Annotated in this window: 21 protein-coding genes; 19 read left to right on the top strand and 2 right to left on the bottom strand. The window is 63.5% G+C overall.

Annotated features, from left to right (window positions below):
* The first annotated feature begins 11 nt into the window (after positions 1–11).
* Positions 12–1,484: an aldehyde dehydrogenase gene (locus RHA1_RS01955; RefSeq protein WP_011593668.1), complete on the top strand. Its 1,473-nt coding sequence runs from the start codon at positions 12–14 to the stop codon at positions 1,482–1,484.
* Positions 1,485–1,523: 39 nt separating this feature from the next.
* Entirely contained in the window at positions 1,524–3,953 is a 2,430-nt protein-coding gene (locus RHA1_RS01950) for a CaiB/BaiF CoA transferase family protein (protein WP_050787233.1), read from the top strand.
* 79 nt (positions 3,954–4,032) lie between these two features.
* On the opposite strand, the gene RHA1_RS01945 is transcribed toward RHA1_RS01950, so the two are convergent.
* Positions 4,033–5,271 (bottom strand): cytochrome P450, encoded by a 1,239-nt coding sequence (locus RHA1_RS01945; RefSeq protein WP_011593666.1) that lies wholly within the window; start codon positions 5,269–5,271, stop codon positions 4,033–4,035.
* Positions 5,272–5,732: 461 nt separating this feature from the next.
* On the opposite strand from RHA1_RS01945, the gene RHA1_RS01940 reads away from it, so the two are divergent.
* The 16 genes from RHA1_RS01940 to RHA1_RS01870 all read left to right on the top strand — a co-directional run bounded on the left by RHA1_RS01940 (position 5,733) and on the right by RHA1_RS01870 (position 19,221).
* Complete coding sequence (locus RHA1_RS01940; protein ID WP_011593665.1) at positions 5,733–6,956, top strand: LLM class flavin-dependent oxidoreductase; 1,224 nt, start codon at positions 5,733–5,735, stop codon at positions 6,954–6,956.
* A 49-nt stretch (positions 6,957–7,005) separates the two neighbouring features.
* Positions 7,006–7,827 (top strand): mycofactocin-coupled SDR family oxidoreductase, encoded by an 822-nt coding sequence (locus RHA1_RS01935; RefSeq protein WP_011593664.1) that lies wholly within the window; start codon positions 7,006–7,008, stop codon positions 7,825–7,827.
* A gap of 74 nt (positions 7,828–7,901) precedes the next feature.
* Positions 7,902–8,384, top strand: coding sequence for a Zn-ribbon domain-containing OB-fold protein (locus RHA1_RS01930; RefSeq protein ID WP_011593663.1), 483 nt, complete (start codon positions 7,902–7,904; stop codon positions 8,382–8,384).
* Positions 8,381–9,556, top strand: a complete 1,176-nt coding sequence (locus tag RHA1_RS01925) for a thiolase C-terminal domain-containing protein (protein WP_011593662.1) — start codon at positions 8,381–8,383, stop codon at positions 9,554–9,556. Before RHA1_RS01930 ends, RHA1_RS01925 begins: the two co-directional genes overlap by 4 nt.
* 19 nt (positions 9,557–9,575) lie before the next feature.
* Entirely contained in the window at positions 9,576–10,058 is a 483-nt protein-coding gene (locus RHA1_RS01920; protein WP_011593661.1) for a lipocalin-like domain-containing protein, read from the top strand.
* 17 nt (positions 10,059–10,075) lie between these two features.
* On the top strand, positions 10,076–10,615 hold the full coding sequence (locus tag RHA1_RS01915; RefSeq protein WP_237726829.1) for a hypothetical protein: 540 nt from the start codon (positions 10,076–10,078) through the stop codon (positions 10,613–10,615).
* The gene (locus tag RHA1_RS01910; protein WP_011593659.1) at positions 10,599–10,913 is read left to right on the top strand and encodes a hypothetical protein; all 315 of its coding nucleotides are present in this window, start codon (positions 10,599–10,601) and stop codon (positions 10,911–10,913) included. The genes RHA1_RS01915 and RHA1_RS01910 overlap by 17 nt, the downstream gene beginning before the upstream one ends.
* A gap of 11 nt (positions 10,914–10,924) precedes the next feature.
* Entirely contained in the window at positions 10,925–11,461 is a 537-nt protein-coding gene (locus tag RHA1_RS01905; protein WP_011593658.1) for a flavin reductase family protein, read from the top strand.
* Positions 11,461–12,120, top strand: coding sequence for a TetR/AcrR family transcriptional regulator (locus RHA1_RS01900; protein ID WP_011593657.1), 660 nt, complete (start codon positions 11,461–11,463; stop codon positions 12,118–12,120). The genes RHA1_RS01905 and RHA1_RS01900 overlap by 1 nt, the downstream gene beginning before the upstream one ends.
* A 96-nt stretch (positions 12,121–12,216) precedes the next feature.
* Positions 12,217–13,632, top strand: a complete 1,416-nt coding sequence (locus tag RHA1_RS01895) for an aldehyde dehydrogenase family protein (protein WP_050787231.1) — start codon at positions 12,217–12,219, stop codon at positions 13,630–13,632.
* Between the two features lie 45 nt (positions 13,633–13,677).
* Positions 13,678–14,868 carry an aromatic ring-hydroxylating oxygenase subunit alpha gene (locus RHA1_RS01890; protein ID WP_011593655.1) on the top strand — a complete coding sequence of 397 codons (1,191 nt, stop codon included), beginning with the start codon at positions 13,678–13,680 and terminating at the stop codon, positions 14,866–14,868.
* Between the two features lie 86 nt (positions 14,869–14,954).
* The gene (locus tag RHA1_RS01885) at positions 14,955–16,304 is read left to right on the top strand and encodes an MFS transporter (protein WP_011593654.1); all 1,350 of its coding nucleotides are present in this window, start codon (positions 14,955–14,957) and stop codon (positions 16,302–16,304) included.
* Positions 16,305–16,479: 175 nt separating this feature from the next.
* The gene (locus RHA1_RS45330) at positions 16,480–16,626 is read left to right on the top strand and encodes a DUF1059 domain-containing protein (RefSeq protein ID WP_016881025.1); all 147 of its coding nucleotides are present in this window, start codon (positions 16,480–16,482) and stop codon (positions 16,624–16,626) included.
* A gap of 106 nt (positions 16,627–16,732) precedes the next feature.
* A complete protein-coding gene (locus RHA1_RS01880; protein ID WP_011593652.1) occupies positions 16,733–17,614 on the top strand; it encodes an SDR family NAD(P)-dependent oxidoreductase in 882 nt (293 codons plus the stop codon).
* Between the two features lie 5 nt (positions 17,615–17,619).
* Positions 17,620–17,847: a ferredoxin gene (locus RHA1_RS01875; RefSeq protein WP_011593651.1), complete on the top strand. Its 228-nt coding sequence runs from the start codon at positions 17,620–17,622 to the stop codon at positions 17,845–17,847.
* Between the two features lie 174 nt (positions 17,848–18,021).
* Positions 18,022–19,221 (top strand): cytochrome P450, encoded by a 1,200-nt coding sequence (locus tag RHA1_RS01870; protein WP_050787230.1) that lies wholly within the window; start codon positions 18,022–18,024, stop codon positions 19,219–19,221.
* Between the two features lie 96 nt (positions 19,222–19,317).
* On the opposite strand, the gene RHA1_RS01865 is transcribed toward RHA1_RS01870, so the two are convergent.
* Positions 19,318–20,487 (bottom strand): aromatic ring-hydroxylating oxygenase subunit alpha, encoded by a 1,170-nt coding sequence (locus RHA1_RS01865; protein ID WP_011593649.1) that lies wholly within the window; start codon positions 20,485–20,487, stop codon positions 19,318–19,320.
* Positions 20,488–20,655: 168 nt separating this feature from the next.
* On the opposite strand from RHA1_RS01865, the gene RHA1_RS01860 reads away from it, so the two are divergent.
* The gene (locus RHA1_RS01860) at positions 20,656–21,642 is read left to right on the top strand and encodes a GNAT family N-acetyltransferase (RefSeq protein WP_011593648.1); all 987 of its coding nucleotides are present in this window, start codon (positions 20,656–20,658) and stop codon (positions 21,640–21,642) included.
* Positions 21,643–21,655: the final 13 nt, after the last annotated feature.

The following is a 21,655-nucleotide window of genomic DNA, read 5'->3' as shown; positions in this document are numbered from 1 at the left end:
AAAGGCACTACATGAACGACCGTGACACGACACGCGGTGACAACGCCACGGACAGGAACGAGCTGTTCATCGGCGGCCGATGGGTGACACCGAAGTCCGGAGACACCGTCGATGTCATCGAAGCAGCCACCGAGAAGGTACTGGGCACCTCCGCGATGGCGTCCGAAGCCGACATCGACGCCGCCGTCGCGGCTGCGCGCACCGCACTGAGTGGTCGGTGGAGTGCGCTGACCAACGTCGAGCGGGCCGATCTGCTGGACAAGTTCGCTGCGGCCCTCAAGTCACGTGGTCGGGACACGTCCCGGCTGGTGAGCCGGGAGAACGGTATGCCGATCGCTCTTTCGGGCGGAGTCAACGGTTTCGGCCCCGCAGCCATGATTTCGTACTACGCAGCTCTGATTCGTGACGCGGTCAACGAGGATGTGCGGCCGAGCGCCTTCGGTGGCCGCACCGTCGTGCGCCGCGAGCCGGTGGGTGTGGTCGCGGCCATCACGCCGTGGAACTACCCGCAGCCGCTTGCGGCGATGAAGCTGGCTCCCGCCCTGGCGGCGGGGTGCACAGTGGTGCTCAAGCCCGCCCCCGAGACGGCGCTCGACGCGTTCGCGTTTGCTGAGGCTGCCGTCGAGGCCGGTCTACCCGACGGCGTGGTCAACGTTGTGCCGGCCGGCCGGGACGCCGGCGCCTATCTGGTTTCCCATCCGGGAGTCGACAAGGTGGCGTTCACCGGATCCACGGCGGCCGGTCGCGCCATCGGTGAAGTGTGTGGCCGATTGCTGCGTCCGGTCACTCTCGAGCTCGGCGGCAAGTCTGCGGCGATCGTTACCGAGCGCGTAGACCTCGACCTGTTCGGTAAGAATCTGCTCGAAGTGTCGCTGGTGAACAACGGTCAGACCTGCCACGCCAGCACCCGGATCCTCGCCCCCCGCTCACGATATGACGAGGTCGTCGAGGCCGTCACCGAGACCGTGCGGGCACTCACCGTCGGCGATCCGCTCGACAAGGCCACCGAGATCGGTCCGCTCGTCTCGGCCGCGCAGCGCGACCGCGTCCTCGGCTACATCGAGGCCGGCCGAGCCGCCGGCTATCGCATCACCACCGGCGGCGGCACGCCCGCCGCGCAGCCGCAGGGGTGGTTCGTCGAGCCGACCGTGTTTGCCGGAGTCGACAATTCCGCGCGCATCGCGCAGGAAGAGATCTTCGGCCCGGTGCTGACCATCACCGCGTACGACGGTGAAGACGAGGCCGTCGCGATCGCCAACGACTCCGAATACGGCCTCGGTGGCACGGTCTGGACCACCGACGAGCAGCACGGTCTCGATCTGGCGGCTCGAATCCACAGCGGCACGGTGGGAGTGAACTACTACGCCCTCGACCTCGACGCGCCGTTCGGTGGCGTCAAGTCGTCGGGGCTGGGCCGCGAGCTCGGCCCGGAGGGACTGGCACCGTACTTCACCTCGAAGTCGGTGTACTTCGGAACTCGCTGACGACAGCGGTTTCTGCGATGAGCAACCACTTTGGAGCACATGATGGCACTACCTCTGCAGGGTGTCCGGGTTTTGGAGCTGACGGACGGATTCGGGGACACGGCGGGGCGGTTTCTCGCCGACCTCGGGGCCGAGGTCGTCCGCGTCGAACTTCCGGGAGGATCGGCCTCGCGCACCGCGCAGCCGATACTGGACGGTGTGAGCGTCCCGTTCGCGTTGCGCAACGCCAACAAGCGCGGCATCGTGCTCGACCTGGACGCGGACGACGACCGGGATCGGTTGCGCCTGCTGGCGCAGCGCTCGGACATTCTTCTGGAGTCGTTCCCGCCGGGCTTTCTTGCCACGCGTGGGGTGGGCGCCGCAGACCTGTGCCGCGTCAATCCCGCGCTCGTGGCCGTCTCGATCACCGGCTTCGGTCAGAACGGTCCGTATCGCGACTGGGCGGCGACCGAGCAGATTCTCTATGCATTGAGTGGTGTGCTCTCGCGCTCCGGCGAGCCGGGAGAGGCTCCGCTGCTGCCGCCGAACGGGCTGATCGACGAATCGGTGGGTGTGCATTCGGCGTGGTCCGCACTGCTCGCCTATTACGACCGGTTGCATACCGGCCACGGGCAGCTCGTCGACATCTCCGCGTTCGAGGTCATCGTGCACGGTTTCGACCCCGGATTCGGTGTGCAGGGCTCCGCTGCCGCGGGTCGATCCGAGGACTTCCCCCGGGGTCGGCCTGACGCGGCTAACTTCTACCCGGTGTATCGGTGCGGCGACGGGCAGGTGCGAATCTGCCTGCTCGCGAAGCGTCAGTGGCAAGCGATGTACGAATGGTTGGGTCGGCCGGAAGAATTCGCGGATCCGAAGTACGACACCATTCCCGCCAGGTTCGCCGCGTCCGAGCGGCTCAATCCGCTCATCGAGCAGCTGTTCAGCACGTACACCCGCGACGACCTCGTCGCGGAAGGTGCTGCCCGCGGAATTCCGATCGGCGGCCTCAACACCGTGACCGAGGTATTGACCACCGAGCACTTCGCTGCGTCCGGCACGTTCGTCGACGCCGAAATCGCTCCCGGTGTCAACGCTCGGGTTCCATCCGGCTACGCGAAGATCAACGGCGAACGGGCCGGATTCCGCTCCCGTGCACCGGAGCTCGGGGAGCACAACGACCTGGTTCTCCGCTCGGCCTCCGCAGACACCCGGGTTCCTATTCCCGCACCGCAGCGCGAGCCGGGTACACGACCGTTCGAGGGACTTCGGGTCCTCGACATGGGTGTCGTGGTGTTCGGCGCCGAGCTCGGGCGCCAGTTCGCGGACAACGGTGCCGATGTCATCAAGATCGAGAACTCTCAGTTCCCCGACGGGCTGCGCCAATCCAAGCGCGGCGCTGCTCTCGCGGCATCCGTCGCCTGGGGCCATCGCAATCGTCGCAGCCTCGGTCTCAACTTGCGCAGCCCCGAGGGTATCCGCATCTTCAAGCGCCTCGCTGAGGAAGCGGACATCGTGCTCGCCAATTTCAAGCCCGGCACCCTTGCGTCGATGGGACTGTCGTATGACGAGCTTGCCGCGATCAATCCGCGCATCATCGTGTCGGAGAGCAGCGCCTTCGGCAGTGTCGGCCCGTGGAACAAGCGACTGGGTTACGGGCCGTTGGTTCGGGCAGCCTGCGGCGTCTCGGCGCTCTGGCGATACTCCGATGCTTCCGACGGCCTGTGTGACGGCTCGACCGTCTACCCCGACCACATCGCCGGACAGGTCACTGCCACCACCATTCTCGCCACGTTGATCCACCGGCTGCAGACTGGACGCGGTGCCGCCATCGAAGTCGCTCAAGCCGACACCGCGATCGTCCAACTCCGCAACCAGCTCGTCGCCGAACACCTCGCGCCGGGCTCGATCAGCGCACCGGGCAATTCCGATCCGTACTCGGCGCCCTCCGGGGTGTACCCGTGTGCGGGTGACGACGAGTGGTGTGTCGTCACCGTCCGCGACGACGCCGACTGGGTCGCGCTGTGCGGGGTCCTCCGACGCCCCGACCTCGTCGACGACCCGCGTTTCGCCACCGACGAACTCAGAATTGCGCACCGGGCCGAGGCCGACGAGGTGCTGGCACAGTGGCTGCTGCTGCACACGCCGACCGAGGCGATGGACACGTTGCAGGCCGCCGGGATACCGACCGGCGCGATGATCCGGCTGCCGGACCTGTTGACCAATTCGCACCTCACCGCGCGGGGTGCCTACACCGAGCTCGAACACGAGCTGCTTCCGGCGCCGCTTCCGACGGCGAAGCAGGTGGCGCACTTCGCGGCGTTGCCGGACTGGCCGCTGCAACAGGCACCGCTGGCAGGTGCGCAGACCCGGGAGATCTGCGAGGTAGTGCTCGGTCTGAGCACAGTCGAGATCGACACGCTCGTGCACGACGGTGTGCTGCAACCGCCTGCGGACGATCCAGCGCTGTCACCGGTCTCCTCCACGGTGTGACACAGCAGAGAAGGTCCCCGGATTTCTCCGGGGACCTTCTACTGTTCGGACGGCGTTCCCACTTCCGGGTCGCGGGAAATCAGTGCGTCGGCGGCGTGAACGTGATCGGCAGCTTCTCGCATCCGCGGACCTGGGACGAATGGAACACCGCGGGGTTGTCCGGAACCAGCGCGTAGTCGGGAATCCTCCTGTGGATCTCCTCCATCGCGAGTCGCAGCTCGAGCCGCGCGAGATGGGAGCCGAGGCAGCGATGTGGGCCGGCGCCGAAGCCGATGTGTCGGTTGGGGTGCCGCTCGATCTGTAGCTCTTCAGGGCTGTCGAACTCGTCGTTGTCGCGGTTGGCGGACGTCATGACGACCAACAGTTGATCGCCGGCCTTGATGGAGACACCACCGATCTCGGCATCCCGGGTCGCGCGACGACCGCTGCTCGTGGCGGTCTCGATCCGCAGAATCTCCTCCACTGCCGATGGAATCAGCGTCGGGTCGTCGATGATCGCCTCGCGCTGCTCGAGATTGTGCGACAGGTGGATCAGCCCCCAGGCGAGAGCACCCTGGACGGTGTGCAGTCCCGCGACGAGCAGCAGGAAGAACATCCGGCTCAGTTCCTCGTCGGTGAGTGACCGAGGCGTTCCGTCGATGTCGAGCGGGGTGTTGATGATCTGCGCGGTAAGGCTCTCGGAACTGTCTTCACCGGATCGAACTCGTGCGACGACCTTTCCGAAGTACTCGTAAATCTCTCCGGCCGCCTTCGCGCGCGCCTCGGCCGATTCCGCCTCGCTCGCCCCGGGGATGCCTTGAAGCGTGATGTCGGTCCACTCCGTGAACTGTGGTGCGTCGCTCAGTGGCCATCCCATGAGCGCAAGGAAGATCCGAGTCGGCAGCTCGTGTGCGAACTCCGAGATGAACTCGCATTCGCCTCTGTCGGCGAATTGGTCGATCAACTCGGTGATGATTTTCCGGATCTCGGGCTCGAGCGCCTTCATCTGCTTGGGACTGAACAGCGGCTGCAATGCCTGCCGGTAGTAGCTGTGTTCGGGCGGATCGAGCTCGAGCGGGAGGAACTTGCCCTGCGCGGCATTGAGCAGATTGTTCGGAAAGCTCGAGAACGTCTCCGGATCCTGGAGTACCTGAAGCGCTTCTTTGTACCGCGTGACCACCCAATGGCCCCCGTGATGCGGGGAGTAGAGGACCGGCCCTTGCTTGCGCAGCGCGGCCACGCGCTCCTGGAACACGTCTGCGGGCACGGCCAGGGACGGGTCGTACACATCGAAATCGGTGATCAGATGTTCGGGAAGATCGAGCTGTGTCGAGGTCATTGGCGATCCTTCGCGAGGGAGTGGTCCCGGGATCACCTCGCGGGGAGGTGATCTTCCGGGCGTCAGGCGAGTTCGCGCCGTGGCGAGCGCGAGGGCCGACGTGAGAGGGCGATTGCCCTGAGTTGAAGGTAGATCAGCGCTTTCCCACTGGTCAAGAGTGAAGGCGCGTCAATCCGAATTGGGCAGGGAATCGCTGCCGCGTAGCAGGTTCCGCTTGACCGCTTAACCGATAGGGTTTAGATTGAGCGATGTGACGCGCAGCACTGTAGTGCTGCTGGCGAGTCGCGTACCACCGCAGCATTCCGTGCACCTTTTGTGCTTCAAATCGCGAGTTTATTGCTTGTCTAGCAACAGGTTCCGCATTTCCGAGCGCCGATCGCAATCGTACTGCGGAGACCGGACGGCTCGGGACATCGTCACCATCTGCGGGGCCGCACGCAACGACCGACAGGAGATCTGAAATGGAACCGGAAGCTGGGAATAACGGGTCGTCCGTGAACAATGCACCGACCTCGAGGAAGGCACCACTGCGGTGTGGAGTGTTCCTTCCGCCGTACCACAACCCTCGGCGTAACCCCACGATGGCGATCGAACAGGACCTCCGCCATGTCGAGGACCTCGATCGGCTCGGATTCCATCAGGTGTGGTTCGGGGAGCATCACAGTGGTGGGTACGAGGTCGGGCCCTCGCCCGAGTTGATGATTGCCGCAGCCGCGCAGCGCACGTCGCGTATCGAGCTGTGTAGTGGCGTCATATCCCTTCCCTACCACCATCCCTTGATGGTGGCCGATCGCATCACCTTCCTGGACCACATGACCCGTGGCCGCATACGCATCGGAGTCGGGCCGGGTGCGCTCGTGGCCGATTCGCAGATGATGGGCATGGACTACAACCTGTTGCGGCCGCGGATGGAAGAATCCCTCGACGCCATCCTGGAATTGCTCAACACGCCGGGACCCGTCGACCGGAAGACGGAATGGTTCTCTCTCGAGGATGCGCGAGTCCAACTCGGCCCCTACTCGTACCCGGGGGTACCGATTACTGTGGCGGCCGCGATGTCGCCGTCGGGCCCGAAGCTGGCCGGCAAGTACGGGCTCGGCCTGCTGTCTATCGGCGGAACGAGCGCCAAGTCGGTCGAGTTGCTCGCCCAGACCTGGGACATCACCACCCATGAGGCGAATGTGTACGGGCAGAGCGTCGATAGAAACGATTGGGCGATCGTCGGCAACATCCATATCGCCGACACTTTTGAGCAAGCCGTGGAAGACACCCGGTTCGGGCTGCGCGACTTCATGGACTACCGCCACGTCGTCACCCCGATGAAAATGATCGAACCGGGTGAAGAAGTCGCGCACGAGGAACTGGTCAGGCGTGTCAACGAGTCCGGATACGGCTGCATCGGCGATGCGAACGATGCCATCGACTACATCCAGAAGATCATCGACCGCACTGGTGGATTCGGCACCTTCCTCGCGACAGCACACGACTGGGCCGACATCGAGGCAACCTCGCGCATGTACCGCATCCTCATGCGCGACGTCATGCACCGATTCACAGGCACCTGCGAACCGCTGCTGAACTCCTACCACTGGACACAGGCACGCAAGGAAGGATTCAGCGAGCGCTTCGCGACCGGTATCAGCCAGGCGACGCAAGACTACGAACGCGCGAAGAGCGCAGGGTAGTACGTCCGGCAATTCCTATTTCACTACCCACTTCGAATCAGGAGAATCGATGGCCACTCTCGACGGACTCGACGGAAAAGTTGCAGTCATCACCGGCGGCGCACGAGGGCAGGGCCGCTCGCATGCGCTCACTCTTGCCGCTGCGGGGGCAAAGATCGTGGTCTGCGACATCGCGGCGCCGATCGGCGAGGTGCAGTATGCACTCGCGACATCGGATGATATCGAGGAGACGATCCAACTGGTCAAGGAAGCCGGTGGCGAGATTGCCGGCATTCAGGCGGATGTCCGGAGCAGTGCAGACATGAGGGCTGTTGCGGATCTGGCCGTCTCTCAGTTCGGACGTATCGACATCCTGCTGGCGAACGCCGGCATCCACGATCACGCCGAGTCGACGATCGAGATCGAAGACGACGCGTGGCAGACGATGCTCGACGTCAAAGTCACCGGCGCGTGGAAGGCCTGCAAGGCTGTCGTCCCCGTGATGATCGAGGGTGGCCGCGGCGGATCGATCGTGATCACCTCGTCGGTCGACGGGCTGGGTGCTTCCCCGTCGTGGGGGCACTACGGCGCCGCGAAGCATGGCCTGCAGGGGCTGAAGGACACCCTCGCATTCGAGCTCGCCGACCACAACATTCGTGTCAACACGGTGAACCCGACGGGGGTCAATTCGCCTATGGCGGCCGGCCTGTCGAAGGTGCTGCCGCACGTGGTGCGGAAGTGGAAGCATAACGACCGCACGAATCTGCTGGACGTGATGATGCTCGAACCGCAGGACATCTCAGACGCCGTGTTGTGGCTCGTTTCCGACGCCGCGAAGTACGTGACCGGAATCGACCTGCCGATCGATGCGGGTTACCTGACCAAGCACTGATCGTCGGGTTCCCCACGACGCCCGCCTGCAGCAGAAGGAAGCGATATGCCAGTTCACGAGAGTGGAGCGATCCGATGACGCCGGGTGCCGGTACAGCCCGCGAGTTTCCGGCCACGGCTTTGGCCGGTCCGTACGCAGACGGCCTCGACGTGCCGTTCTGGGAGGGTCTGCGGGCGGGTGAGCTGAGGCTGCAAAGGTGCGGAGAGTGTGACCTGTGGATCTGGGGACCGCGGTGGATGTGCGGCCGGTGCCAGACGTTCGACCCGAAATGGACTGCGGTGGAACCGGTCGGACGAATCTTCTCGTGGTCGCGGACCTGGCATCCCTTCATCGCAGAGCTAGCCGGTGAATTGCCGTTCGTCACGGTTCTCGTCGAACTCCCGGATGCCGGGGGACGACGAGTGCTTGGTCTACTCGCCGAGAATGGTGAGGGTGACATTGCCATCGGTGATGCGGTTGCGGGAATCATTCAGCAGCCTGCCGATGCACCCTGGCCGGTGCTTCGGTGGCGCTTGACGAGCACTTTCAACCAGACCGAACGGGAAACCCGGCGATGACCGATACCTTCCTCCGTGGTGCCGCAGCCGTCGTGGGTGCCAGTGAGTTCCATTACAAACGAGGAGAATCGCCCGACAGCGAACTCCGGATGACATTGCGAGCCATCGTCGAGGCTGCGGCTGACGCCGGTGTGTCACCACGCGAGATCGACGGTTTCGTCTCGTACGGGGGCGGCGACAACGACGGGACGGTCGTGGGTGCGTCGCTCATGTCGCCCCGGATCCGATGGTCCACCATGATCTGGGGTGGTGGCGGAGGTGGTGCTGCAGCGGCGATCACCAACGCGGCAGTCGCCATCGCTGCAGGGCAAGCGCGATGCGTCGTCGTGTATCGCGCCATGGCACAGCAGGATTCCGGCCGCCTCGGATACGCCAAGCATCACTTCGACGGCCATATGCTCCCGCACGGGGTCGGATCGCCGGCGCAAGCCTGCGCGCTGCGCACCCGACGAATGCTCGAACACGACGGTGTTCCGGAATCCGCGATGAGATCCCTGGTTCTCGCCGACTACTTCCACGCGCAGCACAATCCGCACGCCGCGGCCTACGGCCGTCCGCTCGACGAAGCCGAATACGAAGCATCGCGGATGATCGTCGAGCCCTACCGGCTGTACGACTGCTCACGGGAGAACGACGGAGCTGTGGCGCTCATCCTGGTCGCCGCCGACCGCGCCGAAGAACTTTCACCCAGTCCGGCCTACGTGCTGGCCGGCAGTCAGGGTGCGGTCGGCGGATACGCTGTCGACAGCGAGAACGATCTCGACTACACCTCGGCCGGATTCTCCGGAGCCGCCGGAGTTGCCGAAACCCTCTGGGCAGACGCCGACCTCGGTCCCGACCAGGTCGACGTCGTCCAGGTATACGAAAACTTCAGCGGCTCGGGTGTGGCTGCACTGATCGATCACGGTCTGTGCCCACGAGGTGCCGAGGCCGGCAAGGTCATGACCCTCGAGAATCTGACCGCCCCGCACGGGCTGCTCCCGGTGAATACCAGTGGTGGAAACCTCGCGGATTCATTCGTCAACGGAATGGGTCTGGCAGTCGAGGCCGTGCGCCAGGTGCGTGGATCCTCCACCAACCAGGTTCCCGATGCACAGGTCTCGCTCTTCATCGGCGGACCCATGGCCGCATTGTCGAGCTCGGTCCTTCTCTGCACGCGCGACGTGCTCTGAGCTGAAAGGAAGACACGACATGATCACCGACACCGAGGGCATCTCGATCGCCGAACGAATCGTCGGGGCCTGGGAATTGGTCGAGTACTCGACGACCTCGGACAGCGGCAAAGTCGACTACCCCCTTGGTCCCGAGGCCCGCGGATTGATCATCTACTCGTCGGACGGGTTCATGTCGGCACAAATCATGCGCCCTGGCCGAACCCCGTACCGCTCGCGAAACGTCCACAGTGGCGAGGTGAGCGAACGAAGCGAGGCTGCCGGGGGATACCTTGCGTATTCGGGCCCCTACCACGTTGACGAAGACCGCTCCGCCGTATGGCACGAGGTGGCGGTATCGCTGTACCCGAACTGGCTCGGTGAGAACCAGAAGCGGCATGTGCGCTTCGACGGCGACCGGATGACCCTGTCCTCGGATCCACTGATGTTCCGCACCACCACCCTGTCACCGGCGCTGGTGTGGCGACGAACCGCACCCCGTACGGGACGGACCACGTCGTGAACGGGGTACAGCTCACCGTGGCCGTGGACCTGTCGACGCCGGACGCGCCGGTCGACAGCACCATCGTGGTGCGGAGCCTGGACGACCCCCACACAGTGCGAATTACAGCCCCGAACCTTCGAGAGGCGCAAAAGAAGCGCGCATACATTCGGGCCGCGGGCGACACATCCAGTGGCCGGGTCGACGTACTGCTCGACGTCGTCGTCCATATCGCGCCGGACGCTCGCACCGCGCGCTCCGAAGCCGGCACAGGACAGAGGCGCCCGTCGGAAACTGGCATGACGGACGGCGACACCGTCGTCTACGTCGGAACGCCGAGCGGCCTGGCAAGTCTGATCCTCGACATCCGTGCGGCCGACATTGCCGACGGCGTCACTGTCGTTCCTGCTGTCACGGAGAGGAACGCTCGAGATGCATGTGTGCAATTACTGCTGGATGAAGTGCTGCCCATCCTCGAAGCCCGCGGACCGGTCCAGGAATCGGCGGTGCGACAAGATGTCCACTATTTCCCCCACACCACCATGAACGGGGGAGAAGCCCATGCGAATCGTGGTTGACGAGATTTCCGGTAAGCCACAGTTCCGGCTCGAAGACGCCGACGAGTTCGGCTCCCTCCATATCGAGCCGGCCGACCCGAAGTACAGGATCTGGGCAGACCGACTCTCGGCCCTCGGTCGACCATCCGGCGCACAGCAGGTCTTCGTCGATCCAGATACGATCCGCGGCCTTGCGGGCGAGAAGGCATTGGACCCGTCGTGGTCCACACGATTCGAAGCAATGATCGAGTTCGCTGATTGCCGCGGATGGATCAGTCCCGCAGGTGAAATCAGGGTACACATCGCATTGAGAGTATGAGAGGACCATACGTGTCGACACGATCGGACAGCAGCACACAATCGGCTGTGAACATGCGGGCGCTTCGCGACGTTCTGGGACACTTCTGTTCCGGCGTGACGGTGGTGACGGCGATGGTGGGCGACGAACCGGCCGGGTTCACCTGCCAGTCGTTTTCGGCATTGTCGCTGGATCCGCCCCAGGTCTTGCTGTGCCCGAGTCGGCGTTCGACGAGCTGGCCGACGATCCGTACCGCCGAGACATTCTGTATCAACGTTCTTTCCTCGGGTCAACGCGATCTCAGCGACAGCTTCGCGAAATCGGGCGGACCCAAATTCACTGGAGTGCAGTGGCGACCGGCCGAGCGCGGCGCGCCGATTCTCGAGGGGGTGGCTGCGTGGTTCGAGGTGGCGCTCACTGCGGAGCACGACGGTGGAGATCACCTCATCGCCGTTGCCGACATGCTCGATTTCGGGTCCGATCCGGTGACGGAGCCATTGGTTTTCCATCGGAGCCGATACGGCGGGGTCGTGGAGCTGAGTCTCGGGTCGATCGAAAGTGGGACATGATGGGGAGACCGGCAAAGCCTTTGATCAGCCGGAGTGCGACCATCGCGGCAAGCATCGAGATCATCGACACCGAAGGCATAGATGCGTTCAGTCTGCCGCGCGTGGCCAAACAGCTGAACGTAAGTACCTCCTCGCTGTACCACCACTTCGCTGATCGTCGTGAGCTCATGACAGAGGTGGCGAAGGAGCTGATGACCGGGGCGACGGTGCCCGAGTCTTCGTCGGGTACGGACTGGGTGGAGTGGTTCGTCGAACTCAGCCTCAATTATCGCGACGCCATCCTTCGTCATCCCAATGCCGCTCTCGTGTTGGTGCAGTTCCTTCCTCGTGATGTCCTGACCCGAACGTATGAACGGTGTGCGCGAATCCTCGAGGACGGGGGCGTTCCGGCGCAACTCCATGTGGTGATACTGGACGGGTTGGAGAAGCTCGCTCTTGCAACCACTCTGAGCGATCTCATGCGCGATCCGGTCGGTAGCACAGAGGTCTTCCCGAAGGTCGATGAGCGTAGACACCCGACCCTCGCCCGCGCGCTCGAGGCCAACCAGTGGTCGTCGCGTGAGCTTTTCGTAGTCACCATCCGCGGATTCCTTGCCGGGGTGATGGGTCTAGCCGCGACGCAGGTAAGTGTCGAAAGCCTGCGAGAACTTCTCGGATAATGAGTCTGGAGTCGCTGCACTGTAGTGCTTTTCGGTGTTCGAGCGACTCGAGGCACCGGCAAATTGCATCAATTCAATTCTACGGAGAGAATCATCGTGAGTTTGGAACTGTATGTGGACGGCAAGTGGATTGCCTCCACGAGCACGGAGAGAATCGACGTCGTCAACCCGACCACCGAAGAGCGCATCGGAAGCGTCCCCGCCGGAGCTGCCGAGGATGTCGACATGGCGGTCGCTGCCGCACGGCGGGCCTTGGGCCAGTGGTCGCAGACCGCCCCGCACACGCGGGCCGAGTTCGTGTCGCATCTGGCCGACGAACTCGAGCGGCGACAGGACGACATCACTGACATCGTCGTCGCCGAGGTCGGCACCCCACGCAGGGTCGCTCGGTGGGCCCAGGTCGGACTGGGCATCGTCGATCTGCGGGAGGCAGTGACCGCGGCGAAGGACTTCCCGTGGGAAGAACCGCTCCGCAACTCCCTTATCGTGCGTGAGCCGGTCGGCGTGATCGGGTGTATCACGCCCTGGAACTACCCGCTGCACCAGATCACCGCCAAGATCGGCGCTGCGCTCGTGGCCGGGTGCACGGTGGTCGTCAAGGCCAGCGAGGTTGCTCCGTTCACTGCCCACGCTCTGGCAGAGGCGGTCGAAGCGGTCGGGATCCCGGCCGGAGTTTTCAATATGGTGCACGGTACCGGTCCGATTGTGGGTGAGGCCATCGCCGTTCACCCGGACATCGACATGGTCAGCTTCACCGGATCGAACTCGGTCGGTAAGCGAGTGCTGGAATTGGCCGCCGGGACCGTCAAGCGAGTGTCGGTCGAGCTGGGCGGCAAAAGCGCCGCGGTGCTACTCGACGATCTCGATGTCGAGGAGTTCGCGAAGGCCGTGCCGCACACCGTGCGCGCCTGCTACATGAACGGCGGGCAGTCCTGCAACGCGCAGACTCGCCTGCTCGTACCGCGCTCGCGCCTGTCCGAGGCGGAGACGCTCGCCGCACAGGCGGTGGCGGCGTATGCCCCGGGCGATCCCACCGGGGGCAACACGAAGCTTGGACCCATGGTGACCGCAGCTCAGCGCGAGCGGGTGCTCGGCTACATTCGTGCGGGCGTCAAGGAGGGCGCGAAGCTTGTCGCCGGCTCGGTCGACGCACCGGCCCGTACCGGATTCTTCGTCGAACCCACAGTGTTTTCCGAGGTGGACCCGGACAGCACGATCGCCCAGGAGGAAATCTTCGGTCCGGTGCTGTCGATCATCGCGTACGACACGACCGAGCACGCGATCGAAATCGCGAACGGCACGATTTTCGGTATTGCCGGCGCCGTGTGGTCCGCCGACGCCGAGCGCGCGAAGTCGGTGGCGCGCAGACTGCGTGCAACGCAGATCGAGGTCAACGGTGGAAAGTTCAATGGCGCCGCACCGTTCGGCGGATTCAATCAATCCGGCCACGGGCGTGAGGGCGGGGCATTCGGCCTCGAAGAGTTTGTCGAAATCAAGAGTCTGCAGCTTTAGCGACGTTCTTGTGGGCCCGCAGCGGTCCCCGAAGGAGTGAGTACGATGGTCTACACCGACCTGCCGTACGACGAGGCGACGAAAGCGGGTTTTGCCCGGGCGATGTTCGATCACCTCGACAACGGCACCACCGATATGGCACCGGAAATTCTCGAGGTCGATCCGCGCGTCTACACCGATCCGGAGCTGGCGGCGCGGGAGCGCAGAGAACTGTTCGGGTACGTGCCGATCATCGCGGTACACAGCACCGAACTGTCCGGAAACAACGACTTTGCGACCGTCCAGCTGCCGAACAACGAAGTTGTTCTCGTTCGGCAGGCGGACGGGAGAGTGCGCGGCTTCGTGAACACCTGCCGGCATCGAGGAGCGCAGCTCGTTCCCGAGGAGAAGGGTTCGAAGCGAATCTTTTCGTGCCGCTACCACGGGTGGGCGTATGGCAGCGATGGCAGGCTGCGGTCGATTGCGGACGAGCACACGTTCGGGACGGTCGATCGTAGTTGCATGAGCCTGCTGGAGGTTCCGGTCGAGGAACGGCACGGTTTCGTCTGGGTCATCGACTCCGCCGCGGGTGATCGCGAGATCGACATCGCGGAGTGGCTCGGCCGAGAGTTCGACGAGTCTCTCGCCGCCATGGATATGGACAAGTACCACTGCCATATCGCCCAGAACTTCGATGTGGACATCAACTGGAAGGTGTTGATGGACGCCTTCCTCGACGGCTACCACATCACCTCGACCCACGCCGGAACCGTTGCCCCGTACTTCTACAACAACGCGCAGGCGTGGGAACCGATGGGCAGGCACGGACGAATGGTCACCGCTCGCAAGAGCATCGACTCGGTGCGAGATGTGGCACCCGACGATGCCCCCATCGATCGGCATATCACCGTGGCGCACTTTCTGATGCCCAATATGTCGGTGCTCCGTCAACCGGATCATCTGGAGGTGCTCAACTTCGTCCCCACCCCGGGCACAGCCGTCGGGACTCGGATGCAGATGCGTTTGCTCACTCGGGAGCCGGTGGTAACGGACGAGCAGAAGGCGCGGTGGGACAAGAACTGGAAAATTCTCATGGCCGTGCTACGTGACGAGGACCTCGTGGTCAACGAGGGCGTACAGAAGTCCGTCGCGAATACAGATGTCGGACCCCTCTATTTCGGACGCAACGAGATTGCCAATCAGCACTTCCACCAATGGATGGGGCGCGCGTTCGCAGATCCGCGCAAGTGGGGCTGAGCTCCATTGCACCCATGGTGTGAACACGCGCCATCCGTGCAGTCACAAATACCGAACCCCGATACTAAGACCGAAGGAACCCCAACATGTCGCAGATTTCTGTCCCGGGGAAGGAAAGGGCCGTCTCGGGTGCTCGATCCGTGGTCCTGACCTGCTTGGCCATCACCATCCTCGATGGTGTCGACCTCATCATGTTCGGCGCGGTCCTGCCGACGTTGCTCGAACTGGAACAGTGGGGGATCACCACTGGATCGGCGGGGTTGATCGGCAGCCTGTCCCTGTTCGGAATGATGGCCGGAGCGATGCTGGCCGGCTACATCACAGATCGCATCGGGCGACGACCCGTGGTACTTGCATGCATCGTGAGCTTCAGCCTGTTCACCGGGCTGTGCGCCATTGCGCCGAACCTGGAATCGTTCGGCCTGTTCAGACTGCTGGCCGGCATCGGCTTCGGCGGAGCACTCCCCACCTTGATCGCGCTCACCCAGGAATACGTCAAGGTCGACCGGCGGCAGTTCTACAACGGTGTGATTCAAACCGGTTTTCCTATCGGAGGGTGCGTCGTCGCGATTGCCGCCATTTTCATAATCCCTGCCTTCGGCTGGAAATCGATGTTCGCAGTGGGCGGCCTTCTGGGTGTCGTGTTGTTCGTCATCGCGTACCGAAAGCTGCCCGAATCGATTGCCTTCCTCGCAAGCAAGGGTCGGCACAACGAGGCCCGCGAACTGGCACAGCGCTATTCCATCGATGCCGGCGCCGAATCCGGCATGGCACTCGAGAAGTCGAAAAGTGGGAGTACCGGCTCCCCATCGGGACTGCGGCTCTTGTTCGCCCCCGGCTACAGGATCGCGACGATCATGTTCCCGCTCATCACCTTCTTCGGTCTTCTCGTCTCGTACGGCATGAACACCTGGATTCCTCAGATGCTGAGGTCGTCCGGCTATGACCTCGGGTCTGCGTTGACTTTCCTGCTCGCCTTCAACATCGGCAGCGGGTTCGGCATGGTGGTTATCACCGGTCTTGCGGATCGGCTGGGATCGCGTCCCGTCATTTCCGTGAGCTTCGTCTTCGGGGCGCTCGCAGTGTCCGCCCTGACTCTGCAGCCGGCGCAGGCACTCGTGTTCGGACTGGTTCTCCTGATCGGCTTCTGTGCCTCGTCGACGACGGGCGTCTACGGATTCGTCGGAGTCTTCTACCCGGCGGCCGCGCGTGGCACGGCGCTCGGGCTGGCAGTGGGTCTCGGCCGGCTCGGCGGTGTCTGCGGTCCCATACTCACCGGAATGATCATGAGCTCTGCACTCGGAGCCGACTGGGCCTTCTACGCCTTTGCGTTCGCCGGAGTGGCTGCCGCAGTGCTGGTGTCGTTGGTTCCGCGGAAGAACAAGGCCGCGTCCGAGACGGACGTGTCTGTAGAGAAGGCCACGGAGCCCGCCTGATCACGATTGTTCCCGATGCGATCGAGTCGACGCGGGGGTTGTGAAACCTATGTGCATTAGTTAATGTGATGTGACGTCGACCACGTTCCTCGACGCGCTACCGAACTTCTCGGTCGCCGACGTGCTGTGAGCGTCCGACCGCACGAGAGGCGCAGAAAGGCTGACCGAGGTGAGAATGAAGACAAGACTGAGCTGTCCGTGTGGCGCCGCGATCACCGGCAGCGACGAAGACGACCTGGTGGTGAAAACCCAGGAGCATTTGAGCGAGTCACATCCGGGCATGGAGTACTCACGCGAAGAAATTCTATTCATCGCGTACTGACACCGCTGTATGTGCGATACAGATCTGCTCGGTGCCATCCCTGTTATCCCGCTGTCCGACGACAGCTTCCATTCGTCCGAACACATTCCCGAATACAGGAGACTTCATGAAACTCGAAGGTAAGGTTGCGCTGATCACCGGTGCCGGTTCCGGCCTGGGACGCGAGGCGTCGCAGCTGTTCGCCGCGGAGGGCGCGAAGGTCGCCGTGGTCGATATCGATCCGGAGCGCGCCAAGGGCACGGTCGAGCTGGTCGAAAAGCAAGGCGGTTCGGCGATCGCGGTCACCGCCGATGTGCGAGTCGAGCAGCAGGTGGTCGAGGCGGTGGCAGCCACCGTGGCCGCGTTCGGCAAGCTCGACATCGCGTGGGCTAATGCAGGCATCATTTCGCGTGGTGGCGTGCCGTCCGTCGCCGGTGGCGAGCAGGTCGAGTTCCAGGACCTGACGGACGCTGATTGGCAGGACGTCATCGGCGTCAACCTGTCTGGCGTGTTCTACACGGCGAAGGCTGCGGTGCCGGCGCTGCGGGCCAACGGTGGTGGTGTCATTCTGGCGACGTCGTCGGCGGCGTCGTTCGTGGCGTATCACAGCATCGCGGCGTATTCTGCGACGAAAGCCGGTGTGAACGGTATGGTTCGGGCCCTGAGCCTGGATCTCGGCAAGTATGGGATCCGCGTCAATGCGATCGCGCCGACACACGGAATGTCGCCGAACTTCCTCGCCCCCGCCGGTACGCCGGTCGTCGGCCAGTCCTATGAGGAAGCGGCGGGTCCGTGGGAGCCGAGCGTGTCGCCGATTCCGCTCAAGGTCAATCGTCCGCCGTCGCTGAAGGACAATGCTCGAGCAGCGCTCTTCCTGGTCTCGGATGAGTCCGCGTACATCTCGGGTGTCACGCTGCCGACGACCGATGGCGGCACGTTGTCGCGTGTGGCCATGATGTTCCCCGAAGACGGGAACAACCCTCCGCCGATGGTCACCGGCGAAGAGTAACGATCATGACTGACCACGACTCGAAAACGGAATACGGTACGCGCCGCCTCGTCGTGGATCGGTCGGTGTGCGCGGGACACGGTTTGTGTTACAGCCGTTCCCCCGAGGTCGTCGACTGTGACGATTCCGGGTACCCGGTGATCCTTCAGGACGCACTCGCGCTCGACGAGCACATCGCCGCGGCCGAGGAGGCCGTCTCGGTGTGCCCCGAACGAGCGTTGACTCTCGAATAATACTGTGGGAACGCATCTGCTACGAAGGCGGACGGCATGACCGACAGATCCTCGATATTTCCGTGCCATCCGAACGGCGCGTCGATCGCTCACGAACTACGTGGACGCTCGACGCGCCGAGTGGCTTTCGAAGGGTGTTCTGCCTTAACAACTCATGACATCGCAACGGATTTGATGGTTGATTTCGACGTCTACGACCCGGCTCTTGCCGCGCCGGTCGACGTCTTCCAGGCGAAGGCCGCCGGACTCCGCGCCCGCGGTCCGATCCTCTATTCGCCGCACTACGGTGGGCACTGGATTGTCACGCGTTACGACGACATCTTTCGCATTCTGCGTGATGCCGAGACTTTCTCCAGCTATCCGAACAATCTTGTCGACGCCGGGCAGGGCAAGTTCATTCCCGTCGAGATCGATCCGCCTGAGCACACGCAGTACCGGCAGGCACTCCAGCCCTTGTTCGGTCCGGCGCGGATGAAGGAGCTCGAGCCGAAGATCCGCGAGATCATCAACGAACTGATCGACGGCTTCGCGTCCTCCGGCCGATGTGAATTCGTCGCCGAGTTTGCGCACGCGCTGCCAACCCGTGTCTTCCTCACCTTGATGGGCTGGCCACTCGACGACGCCGAACGCTTCACTGAATGGACGGACATTGCGCTGCAGGGAATTCCGGGCGCCGGCGAGGAGGAGTCCGCTCGCGCTCGGGCGGAGGCGGCAACGAACGTGTTCGAGTACTTCGGTGCGTTCGTGGATAGGGTGCGTTCGGGTCAGGAAGATGGCGAAAGCGTCACCGCGCAGATCATCAACACACCGATCCTGATGGATGGCGTCGAGCGGTACCTGACGGACGAGGAACTGCGTCGCATGTTCTTCCTGCTGCTCATCGCGGGACTGCACACCGTGCAGGGTTCACTCGGCTGGGCCATGGTCCATCTGGCGAACAATCCGGCGCAACGCAACGCCCTGATCGAGGACACCAGTCTGGTGCCGGATGCAGTGGAAGAGATCCTTCGTATCGAGGCCGCGGTCAGCATGGGTCGTCGAGCTACGCGCGATGTCGAGATCGCCGGTGTGAAGGTCGAGGCCGGTGACCAGCTGCTGTTACTGCTCTGTTCGGCGAACCGCGACGATACCGAGTTCGACGATCCGGATGCTTTCGTGATCGACCGAGGTTCGAACAGGCACCTGTCGTTCGGAGCGGGCCCGCATCGGTGCCTGGGGTCGCACTTGGCGCGACTCGAACTGACACTGGCAATGGAGGAGATTCACCGCCGGATTCCGGATTATGCGTTGGTCGAGAGTGATCCACCGCTGATGCATGGCACGTCTGTGCGTGGCTGTGTACGTCTACCGCTCACGTTCACTCCGGAACTGTGAGTTGAGGTGAGGAAGGGGACCCGATCGTGATCGGGTCCCCTTCGTGAAAGTGTGGGAAACCTGTGTCCGCAGTTCCGCGAGTGTTGAGCCCAGATATCAGCTCTCGTTGACGAGTTTCTGAATTGCGCGGCGGAAGACCTGGTTGGCGACTTCGTTGCGGCCGAGGAGCATGTTGCCGGCGCTTGCGCTGTCCATGGCAACCTGTGAGCCTCGCAAGATCGGGAAGTCCTCGTTGTGGAGCACTGCTACCAGAATCTCGACGTTCTTGTCCCAGATTCGGTTCCAGCGTTCCTCCGTCAAGCCGCTCTCTTCGAGCGTAGGCGCGACCAGACGAATCTCCATGTGGCAGCGCTGCGGATCACTGCGGTGAGGGCGGAAGGTGAGCAGCTGGAAATGGTCGGGTTGTTTGAGCAACGTACTGTTGGGTCCCACCAGGTGGCTCTCCGTGATGTGCTCGGCGAGACTGCGATCGCCGGGGTCCTCTTCGATCCATCGGTCGATGGTCTTGCGGAGATTGAGGAACCGGCAGTGGTTTCCGAAGTCCTCGAAGGCCATGACGTTGGTGTGGATGTGCTTCGCGGCGGTGTTGGGGTGCGCGTACTGGATGTGGTAACCGTCGAGGAACGCGTCCTGCATCAACTTCCAGTTGATGGGCTCGTCGAAGCGTTGAACCCGAGTAGTCACCATCTTGTCCAGGCCGTAGGACCCCATGATCGAGTCCATGTCGGGGCCGAGCCAGTCGGCGACATCGATGGTTGCGTCGGCGTCGTCGACCACCCAGACGAACCCGTGCCGCTCTTCGGTGGGTAGTTGGACGAGGTTGCGTTCGGAGCGGTCGGCATCACCGAACGTGTTGTCGCGGGTGATGGTGCGCAGGCTGCCGTCGGTATCGTACGACCAGCGGTGGTACGGGCAGGAGAACAGGCGGCAGCGACCCTTCTCCTCCTTCTCGACCATGGCCCCGCGATGACGGCACTGGTTCACGAGGGTTTTGACGCTGCCATCGCGCTGGCGGACGATGATGACGTTGTTTCGCGGTAACTGCAGGGTGACGAAATCTCCTGCGCGGGGGATCTCGGAGCCGTGGATGATGATCGACGGAACCCGGCCGAATACACGCTCACGTTCGATCTTGGCGATGTCCGGATCGGTGAACTCGACGGGTTCGAACCACGTGACGTGCTCGAACTCGTCGGTGGTGTCGTTGCGCAGATGGTCGAGCGCGCGACGGATGCGTTCCTCGCGGGGGATTCCGACCTCTGTCATGGCTGCCCTCCAGGCTGTGATGCGGTGCGAATCGATGAATTAAACCTAACTTATATAGATTTAGCTGTAAACCCCGGGTTGCGTCCTCGGGCAGGTGTCGACCATTGCGGTTCTATACCGATTGGCATTAGATTTATGAGTACGAAACGGCAGATGAGGAGCGAACGAATGATCTCGTATCAGTGGTGTTCGGAACTGGATTCCGGCGATCGGGACGAGGTGCTGGCGCTTGTCGCGGCGGCCGCCGACTACGACGACGAGGCGGGCTTCTCCTCGATCAATCCCGGCGATGTGACCTCGACGAGCCGTAACGGTGTGCGGGTCTACCACCTGCCGATCACGGCGCGCAGAGATCTGAGTGCTCGCGACGATGCTCCGCTGGTGGTTGTGGCGTATCTGCATCTGCAGGTCGACGACGGGGGGCTGGGTACCGCGCAGTTCGTGGTTCACCCCGACTATCGGTCGCGAGGGATCGCGACGATGCTCGTCGAGGAGGTCGGTCTGGACACGACGGTGAACGGTGGGTGGGAAGGCACTGGCGCTGTGGCCCTGCGCTGCTGGGCGTACGGCACTCACCCCGCGTCCGAGCGCCTCACGCGCCGGTTCGGCGTCGCGCCGGTGAGCAGGTTGTGGACGCTGTTCCGTCACCTGTCTGGGCCGTTCGCGAGCCCGCTCGACGACGTCTCGGTCCCCGGAGGCATCACGCTCGCCGAAGCGCGCCCACTCGAAGATTCGATGGCGTCGAAGTCGATCGAGGAAGTGCTGGATGCGGCCGCGCTGGTGCCGGCGCAGCGGGAACGCCTAGCCGACGAGATTCGTCTCGGGGCCGGCACCGTGGTCGTCGCAACAGATTCTTCGGGAGCATCTCTCGGATTCGTCTGGTTCGACTCGGCGCTGTCCACGCACCTCGAACTCGACGCGGCGTCGGTCCGGGCGCTGGTGCTCACCGAGGCCGCGAGGCGGGAAGGCTTGGGCACCACGCTGCTCGTGGTGGCGCTCGGGGCGCTGCGCGACGCGGGAGCGCAGATCGCCCTGATTCGTATCGACCCGGACGATGCAGGCGCGGTGCGTATGTGCCGTCTGTTGTCGTTCGAGCAGGAAGAAGAGCACTCGTGCTACCAGGTCGGGGAGTGGGCCGAAGTACCCAGCTTCTGAATGGTGTGCCGGG

This window comes from Rhodococcus jostii RHA1 (genome assembly GCF_000014565.1).
In the GTDB taxonomy this organism is placed as follows: domain Bacteria; phylum Actinomycetota; class Actinomycetes; order Mycobacteriales; family Mycobacteriaceae; genus Rhodococcus_F; species Rhodococcus_F jostii_A.
The sequence above is the reverse complement of the archived record's forward strand: the minus strand, read 5'-3'. Positions and strand labels throughout refer to the sequence as shown.